This window comes from Burkholderia sp. E168m22, from assembly GCF_001319805.1.
In the GTDB taxonomy this organism is placed as follows: Bacteria; Pseudomonadota; Gammaproteobacteria; order Burkholderiales; family Burkholderiaceae; genus Burkholderia; species Burkholderia orbicola.
Map to the genome: position 1 here is coordinate 52,057 of NZ_BBSK01000097.1, position 13,236 is coordinate 65,292.

Here is a 13,236-nt window from a genome sequence, read left to right on the forward strand (position 1 = left end):
ATCGAAGGAGAGTCGCCCGTGTCGCACGCCGCCACACCGTCAGCCACACCGCCCGCCACCGCCGACCGCCGCCTGCATGCACCGGACTGGCGCGGCTTCGTGCTGCCGCTCGCCGCACTTGCGTGCTGGTGGGCCCTCGCTTCCGCGCACCTCGTGAAAAGCGGGCTGTTCGTCAGCCCCGCCGACGTGCTGCACACCGCGTGGGCGCAGGCCACGAGCGGCGCGCTCGGCCGTGCCTTGTCGGCATCGCTCGCGCGCGAAGCGTGCGGGTTCGCGATCGGCGCGACGGGCGGGCTGTTGCTCGGCGCCGTGCTCGGGCTGTCGCGCGTCGCCGCGCGGATGGTCGGCCCGAGCTTCGACACGTTCAAGCAGATCTCGCTGTTCGCGTGGATTCCGCTGATTTCCGTGTGGTTCGGGCTCGGCGACGTCGCGAAGGTCGTGTTCCTGTCGCTCGCCGCGCTGCTGCCGGTCGCCGCCCATACCTGCGACGGCATTCACGCGGTGCCGCGCACGTACGTCGACGTCGCCCGCGCGCTGCGCTACTCACGGCTTCAGCTGATCCGCTACGTGATCCTGCCGGCCGCGCTGCCGTCTATCTTCACCGGCCTGTATCTCGGCCTGATCTATTCGTGGCTCGCGACGCTCGGCGCGGAATACCTGCTCGTCGCCGGCAGCGGGATCGGCAACACGCTGATCGACGGCAGCGAGCAGTTCCGGATGGATCTCGTGCTGTTCGGGATCATCGTCGTCGGCGTGACGGGCTGGGCACTGAACGCGACCGCGCGGGCGATCGAGCGCAAGGTGCTGGCCCGGCGCGGCGACCTGACGCGCTGAGCGCCCGTTCCCTCCATATCGCTCCCTTCTCCTGACCGCCATGACGACTCTCGCCTCCGATTCGCTCGACATCCTCCATGTAAGCAAGCACTACGCGCAACGCGGCGCGGCGCTCGCCGTGCTCGACGACGTGTCGCTGCACGTGCGCGCCGGCGAATTCGTCACGATCGTCGGCGCCAGCGGCTGCGGCAAGTCGACGCTGCTGCGGCTCGTCGCCGGGCTCGACACCGATTACACCGGCGAAATCCACGCCGGCGGCGAGCGCGTGCGCGACACGTCGCTGCAGCGCGGCATCGTGTTCCAGGATCACCGGCTGTTCCCGTGGCTGACCGTCGAACAGAACATCGGCGCCGCGCTGCGCAACGCGCCGCTGGACGCCGCCGCGAAACGGCGCGCGATCGCGGAGCACGTCGCGCTCGTCGGGCTGAACGGTTTCGAGCACGCGTTTCCGAACCAGTTGTCGGGCGGGATGGCGCAGCGCGTCGCGATCGCACGCGGCCTCGTGAACCGGCCGCGCGTGCTGCTGCTCGACGAGCCGTTCGGCGCGCTCGACGCGCAAACCCGCGCGAAGATGCAGAACGAACTGCTGCGGATCTGGGAACAGGAGCGCATCACGATGATCCTGGTCACGCACGATGTCGACGAAGCCGTCTATCTCGGCGACCGCGTCGTCACGATGGCGCCGCGTCCGGGCCGCATCGCGCGCATCGTCGACGTCGCGCTGCCACGCCCGCGCCGGCGCGATTCGCCGGCATTCGCGCGCTTGCGCGACACCGTGCTCGCCGATTTCGACGACAGCGAGCCGCCGGACGACGACGGTTCCGGCGGCAAGCGCCTCGACGCCGCGCGCCCGCACCGGATCGGCGAATGGCGGCTCGCATGGTAAGCGCATGACGCGCCGGATCGTTCAGCATCACGACACATATCGTTCATCGCAGCGCGCACGCTAAGGTTGTGACGATTCATCGGTTCCGGTTCCGCGCGGCGCCTGCTTGAATGGAGACTCGACCGACCCGACTCCCAGGAGACTCCCGATGTCCGAAGTCCAGCACGCCGCTCATTCGCCTTCGCCTGCTTCTCACGCCGCGCCGCGCACGGCCGCCGTCCCGCTTCAGCTTCGCCAGGTCGCCGGCCGGATCGGCGCCGAAATTTCCGGCGTGCGGCTGTCGGCCACGCTCGACGACGCGACGTTCGATGCGGTCCACGCCGCGCTGCTGCGCCACAAGGTGTTGTTCTTCCGCGGCCAGCACCATCTCGACGACACCGCGCAGGAAGCCTTCGCCCGCCGCTTCGGCGACACGGTCGCGCACCCGACCGTGCCGTCCGTCGACGGCAGCGCTGCCCTGCTCGAACTCGATTCCGCGCACGGCGCACGCGCCAATTCGTGGCACACCGACGTGACCTTCGTCGACGCGTACCCGAAGATCTCGATCCTGCGCGCAGTCGTGATCCCGCCGTTCGGCGGCGATACCGTGTGGGCCAACACGGCCACCGCGTACGCGAATCTGCCCGACCCGCTGCGCGCGCTCGCCGACACGCTGTGGGCGCTGCATACGAACGCGTACGACTATGCGTCGACGCACGTGCATGCCGACGATACGCAACTGAAGCGCTACCGCGAAGTATTCACGTCGACCGTCTACGAAACCGAGCATCCGGTCGTGCGCGTGCATCCGGAAACCGGCGAACGCACGCTCGTGCTCGGGCACTTCGTGCAGAAGATCAAGGGGCTGTCGTCGCAGGATTCCGCGCACCTGCTGCAGGTGCTGCACGAACACGTGACGCGCCTCGAGAACACCGTGCGCTGGAACTGGCAGGAAGGCGACGTCGCGATCTGGGACAACCGCGCGACCCAGCACTACGCGATCAACGACTACGGCGATGCACGCCGCGTCGTGCGCCGCGCGACCGTTCACGGCGACGTGCCGGTCGGCATCGACGGCCGCCAGAGCGTCCTGCTCAAGGGGCCGGGCGCCACGCTGCAATAACGTCGACGTACCCACGTCACGCGGCGGCGCTCTTTTCCGCGCGCCGCCGCGCTCCGCTCTGGAGGACACCCGCCATGAAACTCGCACCACCGGACCGACACTTGCACGCGCAACGATGTCGTCCCTCTTCCCCGTTCACTTCCGCCAGGAGCGTCGCATGAGCGCCCTACTCGAACCCGCCGCCCAGCCGGTCGACGTGATCCCGCTGTCCGCCCATATCGGTGCGGAAATCCGCGGCGTCGACCTCACGCAACCGTTGACCACGCCGCAGATCGCGGCGATCCGCGCCGCGCTGCTGAAATGGCGCGTGATCTTCTTCCGCGAACAATTCCTCACGCACGAGCAGCATGTCGCGTTCTCCGCGCAGTTCGGCGAGCCGACGGTCGGCCACCCGGTGTTCGGGCACGTCGACGGCCATCCGGCCGTCTATTCGATCGCGAAGCATCGCAAGGCGACGCGCTTCGAAGGCGAACCGGTGCGCCGGCCCTGGACCGGCTGGCACACCGACGTGACGGCGGCCGTGAACCCGCCGTGGGCGTCGATCCTGCGCGGCGTGACGATCCCGCCGTACGGCGGCGACACGCACTGGACCAACCTCGTACGCGCGTACGAAACGCTGTCCGCGCCGCTGCGCGGCTTCGTCGATACCCTGCGCGGCATCCATCGCTTCACGCCGCCGCCCGGCGCGCGCGCGACCGGCGCATTCGACGACGCCGTCGAGCGTCGCCCGCTCGTGACCGAGCATCCGCTCGTGCGCGTGCATCCGGAGACCGGCGAACGCGCGCTGTACGTGAGCCCGAGCTTCCTGAAAACGATCGTCGGGCTGACGCCGCGCGAGAGCCAGGCATTGCTCGAACTGCTGTGGGAGCACGTGACGCGGCCGGAATTCACGATCCGCTTCAAGTGGGAACCGCGCAGCATCGCGTTCTGGGACAACCGCGCGACCGCGCATCTCGCGCCCGTCGACATCTTCGATCTCGACTTCGATCGCCAGCTGTATCGCACGACGCTCATCGGCGACGTGCCGGTCGGCCCCGACGGCCGCCCGTCGGTCGCGCTCGAAGGCACGCCGGTCGAGGCCGCGGCCGCCGTCGCACTCAACTGACTGACGCGGCGAACGCCGGCGCGCACGAACGCGCCGGCTTCCGCTTCCCTCAATCCAGCCACACGCCATCGAACCGGTGCCCGCCGAGCGGCGAGAACGTCAGCCCGTGCACGCGCCTGGAGATCGGCAACGACACGATCGACGTCGCGATCGGCGTGAACGGCACCTGCTCCTTGAACACCACCTGCGCCTGCTCGTACAGCGCCGTGCGCTTCGCGACGTCCCCGTTCGACCGCGCGGCGGTCACGAGCTGCTCGAAGTCCTTGTTGCACCACTTCGCGAGGTTGCTGCCGTGCACCGCCTCGCAGCCGAGCAGCGTGCCGAGCCAGTTGTCGGGGTCGCCGTTGTCGCCCGACCAGCCGTACAGGATCGCGTCGTGCTGGCCGTCATGCTTCGCGCGGCGGTTGTACTCGCCCCATTCGTAGCTGACGATCTTCGCGCGCACGCCGATCTTCGCCCAGTCCTGCTGGATCAGTTGCGCCATCAATTGCGCGTTCGGGTTGTACGGGCGCTGCACGGGCATCGCCCATAGCGTCAGGTCGAAGCCGTTCGGGAAGCCGGCTTGCGCGAGCAGGGCCTTCGCGGCGGCCGGATCGCGCGGCGCGTCCTTCAGGCGCGGGTTGTACGACCATTGCGCGGGCGGCATCGGGTTCGTCGCGATCGTCGCGTCGCCGTTGAACACGGTCTTGATGATCGCCGTCTTGTCGATCGCGATGTCGAGCGCGCGCCGCACGTCGACGCGATCGAGCGGCGGATGCCGGGTGTTGTACGCGACGAAGCCGACGTTGAAGCCCGTCCCGGAAAACAGCGTCAGCTTCGGGTCGCGCCGCACCGTCTCGAGATCGGCCGGTCGCGGAAACGCCGACACCTGGCACTCGTCGGCCACGAGCTTCTGCAGCCGCGCGGCCGGATCGGGCGTGATCGCGAACACGAGGCGCGAGAGCTTCACGTCGTCCGGCTTCCAGTAGTCGGGATTCGCGTCGTAGCGGATCAGCGCATCCTTCTGGTACGTACGCAACACGAACGGCCCCGTGCCGACCGGGAACTGGTTGATGTCCGACTCGCGATGGCGCGCGGCGAGCTGCCCCGCATATTCGGCCGACAGCACCGACGCGAACGCCATCGCGAGATTGCGCACGAACACGACGTCGGGCGACTTCAGCACGAAGCGCACCGTATAGTCGTCGACCTTCTCGATGCGGTCGATGTTGTGGTCGAAGCCGAGATCGCTGAAATACGGGAAGCTGACCGGATAGGCCTTGCGGAACGGATCGTCCGGGTCGAGCATCCGGCGGAACGTGAACACGACGTCGTCGGCCTGGAACGGCCGCGTCGGCTTGAACCATGCGGTCGTCTGGAATTTCACGCCGCGCCGCAGGTGGAACGTGATCGTGCGCTGGTCGGGCGACACGTCCCAGCTCGTCGCGAGCGCCGGTTCGAGGTCGAGCGTGCCGCGCTTGAACTGCACGAGCCCGTTGTAGACCGGGTACGTGCTCGCATCGAAATCGGTGCTCGTCGTGTGCTGGCCGGGATCGAAGCCGGCCGGGCTGCCTTCGGTGCAGTACACGAGCGTCTTGCCCGTGGGCGCCGCCAGCGCGTGCGTCGCGGCGCCGGCCAGCAGCAACGACGCGGCGATGCAGCGAAGCGCGGCGCCGGCGGGCGATACGCCGCGCGATCGGCGCGCGGTTGACGAAACGAAAGGATTCTTCATGGTGACGGAGGAAAGAAAGAGGTGCCATGCGAATGACGACCGTCGATCTTCGCGCGCCGCCCGCCGATCGCTTACCAATTAATTCCGCGTTGCTTATCGTCATGGCTGCATCCCGCTGCCGCTGCATGAGAATGTCCATGCGAGCGCCGCGGACAGGCTCGCGCACCCCGCCGCGACGCCCGGCCCCCGTCATGAGACCGCGCCATTCGCGCACGGCCGCGGGCGCCCTTCCGTCCCCCTGCAGGCTCCGCGAAATGGGTGCATCGTATCGGTTGGCCCACGCCGGCACCGGCGCGCGGGAATCCGCCCGGCGCGCAGGTGCCGGCACGGCGCGTCCGAGCGCGCCGCTCTTTCTGGAGGACCACGAATGTCGATCAACCCCGATACGCCCTCTCGTCCCGTGAAGTCGCCGGGCCCCGATCATCCGATCCTGATCGAACCGCATTCGTCGCGGGTGGTCGTGAAGGTCGCCGGCAAGGTCGTCGCCGATACGCGCCACGCGCTGGTGCTGCGCGAGGCCAGCTACCCGGCCGTGCTGTACATTCCGCGCGAGGACGCCGACATGTCGCTGCTCGAACGCACCGATCACGCGACCTACTGCCCGTACAAGGGCGATTGCGCGTACTACTCGATTCCGGCCGGCGGCGAACGCTCGACCAACGCGGTATGGACATACGAGCATCCGAATCCGGCCGTCGAATCGATTCGCGGGCACCTCGCGTTCTATCCGGACCGCGTCGATTCGATCGAGGAAAGCCTGCTCGTCACCGCGTGAGCGCGGGGCGCCCTGCCGCGTCGCCATTCACGTATCGTCCGGCCGCTGATTTGCATATGCGGATTCATTGGTTGGCCGTCGTCCCGCCGGGCCGTATCGTCTCGACTCCGGCGTGGGCCGGCCCGTTGCGCGCGTCGCCCGCATCCGGCCCGGCCCTGCGCCCGCGCCACCTTCGCGCGCGACCCGTGAACACGCCCTAATGAACGACACACCGCACGCAGACCTTGAAACGACCCCGGTGAACCCGCGCCGCCGCCAGTGGCTGCACGGCGCGGCCGCCGGGCTGGCCGGGCTCGCGCTCGGACCGCTCGCGGCCGCAGCCGCCCGGGCCGACGACAGCGGCACGCGGCTGCGCATCGGCTTCCAGAAATACGGCAACTTCGTCGTGCTCAAGGCGCGCGGCACGCTCGAGAAGCGTCTGGCGAGCCAGGGCGTCACGGTGCAATGGCTCGAATTCCCGGCCGGCCCGCAACTGCTCGAAGGGCTGAACGCCGGCGCGATCGACGTGGGCACGGTCGGCGAAACCCCGCCGATCTTCGCGCAGGCCGCGGGCGTCGATTTCGTCTACATCGGCAACGAGCCGCCCGCGCCGCAGGGCGAGGCGATCGTCGTGCTGCCCGATTCGCCGATCCGCACCCTCGCGCAACTGCGCGGCAAGAAGGTCGCGTTCAACAAGGGCTCGAACGTCCATTACCTGCTGGTGAAGGCGCTCGAGCATGCGGGCCTCACGTATGCCGACATCCAGCCGATCTACCTGACCCCGGCCGACGCGCGCGCCGCGTTCGTGCAGCGCAGCGTCGATGCGTGGGTGATCTGGGATCCGTATCTGGCCGCCGCCGAACGGCAGCTCGGCGCGCGCGTGGTCGCGAATGGCGAAGGGCTCGTGCGCAACACGCAGTACTACCTCGCCGCACGCAAGTACGCGGCCGCCCACCCGCAGGTGCTGCGCGCGCTGCTCGACGAAGTCGACGCGGTCGATCGCTGGGCGCGCGATCACGTGCCCGAGGTGGCCGCGCAACTGTCGCCGCTCGTCGGCCTCGATGCGCCGACGCTCGAAGTCGCGCTCAAGCGCGCCGGCTACGGCGTGCAGCCGATCACCGACGCGACGGTCGCGTACCAGCAGAGCATCGCCGACGCGTTCACCACGCTGAAGCTGATTCCGGGCAAGCTGTCGGTCGCCAGCGCGCGCTGATCCGTCACGACGCAGACGCCGCGCCGACGCGCCGCCATTCGTCGTAGTCGGTGACGAGGCCCGCGTCGTCGATTTCGATGTCGGCCGCATACGTGCCGCTCTCGTAGCGATACACGTGCGGCGCCGTGCGCGTATAGCGCTGCTCGCCGCGCACGATGTCGAAGTCGGGAAAACGCAGCCACGCGGTGCGGATCGCGGCCGATTCGCCGACGGCGAGCCCCAGCCGCCGGATCGGCAGCGTATTGGTCGACGGGCTGAAGCCGAGATCGATGTCGGTCGCGCCTGCGAGCATCGGGGCATCGACGCCGTCGATCGTCCACTGCCCCGCGTCGCATGCGATGTCCCATTGCCGTGGCGGCGCCGTGCCGGTCCGATGCGTCACGCGCGCCGAACGGGTGAGCCAGTCGGCGCCGCATGCGATCGCGTAGTCGATCCGGAACGGCGTGCCATCGAGCGCGCCCGTCACCGCCCCCGACAGCGCGATGCCCGTTTGCGACGCGTCGAGCCGGCACCATTCGGCCGCCTGCCACGTCTGCACGATCTGCCAGGCAACGCAGTGCGTGCGTCGGGCTTCATTGCGTTGCGTCATGTCGGGGCTCCTGTCGGGTCGCGCGGAAGAAGGCCGATTTTCGCTCACCGTGCGAATGAACGCACGCGGCCTCGGCGGCGCCATGAACGCACTGGCCGATAGTCAGTATCGGCCCAACGCACACCATCGTCCCTCCACCGCTTTGGTACCATCCGTCGATCGGTAAAAATCGAACCGGAAGACACGAGGCGCGACTTCATGGACTTGTTGGCGACGATGCGCATCTACGTGAGGGTCGTGGAGCGCGGCACGATGTCCGGCGCGGCGCGGGATCTCGACATGGGCCAACCGGCCGTCAGCGAGCGCATCGAGAAGCTCGAAAAGCATCTCGGCACGCGGCTGCTGATGCGCAGTGCACGCACCCTCGCGTGCACGGAGGAAGGCCGGATTTTCTACGAACGCAGCAAGGCGCTGCTCGAAGCGGCCGAGCTGGCCGTTGCGTCGGTGTCGAAGACGGCGCATGCGCTCGACGGCACGATCCGGCTCGCGGCGCCGCAATGTTTCGGCGAGGTCGTGCTGCCGGGCGTGCTGATGCAGATCCGCACCGCGTATCCGAAGCTGCACATCGACCTCGTGCTGAACGACGATATCGTCGATCCGGTCACCGAGGGCGTCGACATTTCGATCCGGGTCGGCCAGCTCGGCGATGGCGGATTCGTCGCGTACGCACTCGGCGCGGTTGGCCGCATGCTCGTGGCCGCGCCGTCGTATCTCGAGCGGCACGGCCCGATCGATACGAAGGCCGATCTCGCGAACCATCCGTTCATCCGCGTGAAAGGCGTGTTCGCGAACGAACAGGTGCCGCTGCGGCACGACGGCGGCGCAGTCGAATACGCACGCATCCGCACCGTCATGACCGCGAGCCACTGGCGCCCGATGTTCGACACGATCGCGGCGGGAGGCGGCATCGGCGTGGTCCAGCACCCGGCTTGCGCCGACGCGCTCGCGCACGGCCGGCTCGTGCGCCTGCTGCCGCACTACGACGTCCCCGACTTCGCGCTCAACGTGCTGGTGCACGCGCAACGGCCGCTGCCGCCGCGCGTGCGTGCCGTCGTCGATCTGCTGAAAAGCGAACTCCCGCCGCTGCTGACGCAAGGTCAGCGCTAGCCGTCACGCCTGCAGCGACTTCCCCGGCTCCTTCACGTGCGCGTCGACTTCCATCTGGTAGAAGCGCGCGCTGACGAAGCCGAACAGCGTCCAGCCGAGGAACACGCACAGGCCGCCGAGCATCAGCGCCTGCTCGCCCGAGCTGAACAGCGCGTAGAAGCTGTATGCGGTCGCGACCATCGCGATCACGTTCGTCACGAGCGCCTTGCCCGGCGGCACCTTCGCGACCTTCTGGATCGTGATCAGCGCGGCCATCGACATCACGTAAGGCACCAGGTTCGTGACGACCGCGAGATCGACGATCTTCTGGAACTGGCTGCTCAGCTCGGGGCTGATCGTCATCAGCGCCAGCGCGACCTGCGCGACCAGCAGGATCACCATGCCGACGATCGGCGTGCCGGTGCGCGTCGCGCGGGCGAACACCGGCAGGAAGTAGCCGACGTCCGCCGAGCTCTTGAACACCTGCGCGACCGTGAACTGCCAGCCGAGCAGCGAGCCGATGCACGCGATCACCATCAGCGCGGTGACGATCGTGCCGACGGTCGGCGTGAACATCGTCGCGAACGCGATGCCGAACGGCGCGTTCGACTTCGCGAGAATCGCATTCGGCACGATCCCCGCGATCACGTTGGTCGACACGATGTAGAAGATCGCCGACGCGATCGTGCCGCCGAGCACGGCGATCGGCACGTTGCGCTCCGGATTCTCGACGGCGTCCGAGTTCGCGCACGCCGATTCGAGCCCGAGGAACGCCCACAGCGTCACCGCGATCGAGCTGCCGACGGCGGGCCCGAACGGCATGTGGTTCGGATTCCACGCGGCGCCCCAGGTTGCGCCGCTGAACCAGAACCAGCCGATCAGCGACACGACGACGACCGGAATGATCACGCCCCACACCGTCACCGCGCCGATCCGGCCGGTGATGCGCGAGCCGCCGAAATTCGCGACCGTCGTCAGCACGAGCAGGAAGATCGTCCACAGGCCCGTCTGCAGCGGCGACAGCGTCGCGTCGAACAGCACGGTGCCGTAGCCGACCGCCGTGACGCCGATCGCGACGTTGGCGATCACGAGCGACAGCCCGTACGTATAGTTCGCCATGTAGTTGCCGGCCTTGCCGAACGCGTACTCCGCGTAGCCGCCCATCCCGCCCGGCTTGCGGCTCAGCATCCCGCAGCGCGCGAACGCATAGGCCAGCGCGAGCGAGCCGCCGGCCGTGACGATCCACGATAGCAGCGAGATCGTGCCGACCTGCGCGAGCTTCGACGGCAGCAGGATGATGCCGGAGCCCATCATGTTGACCGCGGTGAGAACGGTGAGCTGCCAGACGTTCATCCGGTGCTTCTGCGCGGCCGCCGGGGCTGCGTCGGCCAGGTGCGCTGCGTTTTCCATGGTGTCGATCCTTCGATGTGAGGCCGCCGTGCGGCCGGTCGCTCGTTCGTTCGCCCGGTCGGGTGTCAGGCGGTCAGGCAGTACACACGGTACGTGCCGTCCTCGACCTCCACGCCGTGCGTGTCGTGCGCGAATCCGGGAAAACGCCGGTCGTACGCCTCGAGCGCCTTCAGGTAGCCGAGCACCGGGCCGCCGGCCGGCCCCGCGCTCTCGCCCGGCATCAACAGCGGAATACCCGGCGGATACGGCACGACGCCGGTGGCCACCGTGCGCCCGGCCAGCTCGTCGAGCGTGACCTGCTCGACGCGGCCCTGCACGAGGTGCTCGTACGCATGCACCGGGCTCATCTCCGGCTTCGGCAGGATCGAGAACGCCTCCGACATCAGGCGCGTCGTGCCCAGCTGCTCCATCGCCGCGAACATCGTGTCGGCCAGATCCTTCAGCCCCATGCCCGCATAGCGCGCGCCATGCTCCTTCGCGAGCGACGGAATCGCCATGTCGAGCGGCAGGTTCGCGTCATAGTCGCGCTTGAAATCGCACAGCGCGCTGACGAGCGAGCCCCACTTGCCCTTCGTGATACCGATCGAGAACAGGAACAGGATCGTGAAATCGGTCGTCTTCTCGACGACGATCCCGCGCGCATCGAGATATGCGGTGACGACGCTCGCCGGGATACCGACCGGCATCAGGCCGCCGGCCGGCGCCACGCCCGGCGTGACGATCGACACCTTGATCGGGTCGAGCATGCAATAGCCGTCCTCGAGATTGCCGAAGCCGTGCCATTGCGCACCGGGGCGCAGCACCCAGCACGCCGGGTCGCTCGCGAGCAGCTCGGGCGGCGCTTCGTGGAACGGCAGCGTGCGGCCCGTGCGTGCCTCGAGCACGGTGTCGGGCTGCCAGCATTCGAAGAACCAGTCTCCCTTCGCGCCGAATTCGCCGTTCATCCGCGCGATCATCTGCCGGAACGCGACGGCCTCCTCGATCGACTCGCGCGTCAGCGCGGCGCCGCCGGGGCCGTCCATCATCGCGGCCGCGACGTCGTTCGACGCGATGATCGCGTAGTTCGGCGACGTCGACGCGTGCATCATGAACGTTTCGTTGAACTGGCCATGCGGAATCGGGCTGCGGCCGTCGCGCACGTGGATGTACGACGCCTGCGACAGCGCGGTCAGCAGCTTGTGCGTCGACTGCGTCGCGAACACCGTCGGCCGATCCTTGTGGTGGTCGCGCGGGTCGCCGTGCATCGCATGGCGGTCGCGGTAGATCGGATTGAAACGCGCGTAGCCGTACCACGCTTCGTCGAAGTGCAGCCGGTCGACGCTCGCGCCGAGCAGTTCCTCGACGCGCGTCACGTTGTAGCAAAGACCGTCGTACGTCGAGTTCGTGACGATCGCGTGCTTCGGCTGGCGATCGGCCAGCCCGGCCGCGAGCGGGTTCGATGCGATCGCCTCGCGGATCGCCACCTGCGTGAGGCGCTCCGGCGCGATCGGCCCGATGATCCCGTAGCGGTTGCGCGTCGGCACGAGGTAGGTCGGAATCGCGCCCGACATCGTCATCGCGTGCTCGGCCGACTTGTGGCAGTTGCGGTCGCACAGCGCGATCTGGTCGCGGCTCACGCTCGCCATCAGGATGATGCGGTTCGACGTCGACGAGCCGTTCGTCACGTGATACGTGCGATGCGCACCGAACACGCGCGCCGCGTAGCGCTCGCTTTCGCCGATCGGGCCCGAGTGGTCGAGCAGCGAGCCGAGTTCGCCCACCGAGATCGACAGGTCCGAGCGGAACAGCGATTCGCCGAAGTATTCGAAGAACGCGCGGCCGACCGGCGATTTCAGGAAGCCGGTGCCGCCGGTGTGGCCCGGCGTATGCCACGAGTATTCGTAGACGCGCGAGAACTTCGCGAGCGCGCCGAACATCGGCGGCAGCACGGTCGAGCGATAGCGCTCGATCGCCGCGTGAATGCGCCCGCCGATGAAGTCGGCCGTATCCTCGAGCAGCCACACGAAATCGTCGACCTTGCCCATCACCGCGGCCGGTACCGTCGACGCGACGCTGCGGTCGGCCAGCAGGAAGATCGGCACGCTGCCGTTGCGATGCCGGATCGCGTCGACCACCGCCTCGGACGGCCCGTGACCGTCCACGCCGAGATCCCAGTCGAGCAGCACGCACTGGATCGACGGATCGGAGCGGATCAGCACGATGGCATCGTCGGCGGACGTGGCCGTCAGCACGTCGACACCGCGTTGCGCGAGCTCCGCGCTCAGCGTGCGGACCGCGCGCCCGGTCGCGGTTTCCTGCGCGATCTCGTCGTCGACCAGTAGCGCACGCATGCCGAGACGGCGAATGCCGCCGACGGAAGTATTCATGATGTTGCCCTCGCTGTTGCGTTGCTCTTCGATTGGTATCGTTCGTCTCACGAGCACGCGGGAAGCAGTCACGGGCAGCGGCATGAGACGCGCGCAATTCCGGCTTGATTCGCCATCCAGTTCGGAGCCGACTATGCCATGGATGCCTTTCGATGAGAAGCCGACGATTCGGTGAAACAA

At 68.3% G+C, this 13,236-nt stretch carries 11 protein-coding genes; 7 read left to right on the forward strand and 4 right to left on the reverse strand.

What is annotated here, in order from left to right; genetic code table 11:
- Positions 1 to 18 precede the first annotated feature (18 nt).
- The 4 genes from AP428_RS22080 to AP428_RS22095 all read left to right on the forward strand — a co-directional run bounded on the left by AP428_RS22080 (position 19) and on the right by AP428_RS22095 (position 3,927).
- Positions 19 to 834, forward strand: coding sequence for an ABC transporter permease (locus AP428_RS22080; RefSeq protein ID WP_011548041.1), 816 nt, complete (start codon positions 19 to 21; stop codon positions 832 to 834).
- 40 nt (positions 835 to 874) lie between these two features.
- Positions 875 to 1,720, forward strand: coding sequence for an ABC transporter ATP-binding protein (locus AP428_RS22085; protein WP_011548042.1), 846 nt, complete (start codon positions 875 to 877; stop codon positions 1,718 to 1,720).
- 148 nt (positions 1,721 to 1,868) lie between these two features.
- Positions 1,869 to 2,822, forward strand: coding sequence for a TauD/TfdA family dioxygenase (locus AP428_RS22090; protein WP_011694695.1), 954 nt, complete (start codon positions 1,869 to 1,871; stop codon positions 2,820 to 2,822).
- A gap of 157 nt (positions 2,823 to 2,979) precedes the next feature.
- Positions 2,980 to 3,927 carry a TauD/TfdA family dioxygenase gene (locus AP428_RS22095; RefSeq protein WP_011694694.1) on the forward strand — a complete coding sequence of 316 codons (948 nt, stop codon included), beginning with the start codon at positions 2,980 to 2,982 and terminating at the stop codon, positions 3,925 to 3,927.
- A gap of 49 nt (positions 3,928 to 3,976) precedes the next feature.
- Here the strand turns inward: AP428_RS22095 and AP428_RS22100 are convergent, their stop codons facing one another.
- Entirely contained in the window at positions 3,977 to 5,638 is a 1,662-nt protein-coding gene (locus AP428_RS22100; protein WP_011548044.1) for an ABC transporter substrate-binding protein, read from the reverse strand.
- 367 nt (positions 5,639 to 6,005) lie between these two features.
- On the opposite strand from AP428_RS22100, the gene AP428_RS22105 reads away from it, so the two are divergent.
- Positions 6,006 to 6,413: a DUF427 domain-containing protein gene (locus AP428_RS22105; RefSeq protein ID WP_011548045.1), complete on the forward strand. Its 408-nt coding sequence runs from the start codon at positions 6,006 to 6,008 to the stop codon at positions 6,411 to 6,413.
- Between the two features lie 199 nt (positions 6,414 to 6,612).
- Positions 6,613 to 7,605: a sulfonate ABC transporter substrate-binding protein gene (locus tag AP428_RS22110; protein ID WP_011548046.1), complete on the forward strand. Its 993-nt coding sequence runs from the start codon at positions 6,613 to 6,615 to the stop codon at positions 7,603 to 7,605.
- A gap of 4 nt (positions 7,606 to 7,609) precedes the next feature.
- Here the strand turns inward: AP428_RS22110 and AP428_RS22115 are convergent, their stop codons facing one another.
- A complete protein-coding gene (locus AP428_RS22115) occupies positions 7,610 to 8,194 on the reverse strand; it encodes a putative glycolipid-binding domain-containing protein (RefSeq protein ID WP_011548047.1) in 585 nt (194 codons plus the stop codon).
- 198 nt (positions 8,195 to 8,392) lie between these two features.
- Between AP428_RS22115 and AP428_RS22120 the strand changes: the two genes are divergently transcribed.
- On the forward strand, positions 8,393 to 9,301 hold the full coding sequence (locus tag AP428_RS22120) for a LysR family transcriptional regulator (RefSeq protein ID WP_011548048.1): 909 nt from the start codon (positions 8,393 to 8,395) through the stop codon (positions 9,299 to 9,301).
- A gap of 3 nt (positions 9,302 to 9,304) precedes the next feature.
- Here the strand turns inward: AP428_RS22120 and potE are convergent, their stop codons facing one another.
- Both potE and AP428_RS22130 read right to left on the reverse strand, forming a co-directional pair.
- Positions 9,305 to 10,690, reverse strand: coding sequence for a putrescine-ornithine antiporter (gene potE / locus AP428_RS22125; RefSeq protein ID WP_011548049.1), 1,386 nt, complete (start codon positions 10,688 to 10,690; stop codon positions 9,305 to 9,307).
- A 65-nt stretch (positions 10,691 to 10,755) separates the two neighbouring features.
- Positions 10,756 to 13,056, reverse strand: coding sequence for an Orn/Lys/Arg decarboxylase N-terminal domain-containing protein (locus AP428_RS22130; protein WP_041489406.1), 2,301 nt, complete (start codon positions 13,054 to 13,056; stop codon positions 10,756 to 10,758).
- Positions 13,057 to 13,236 lie beyond the last annotated feature (180 nt).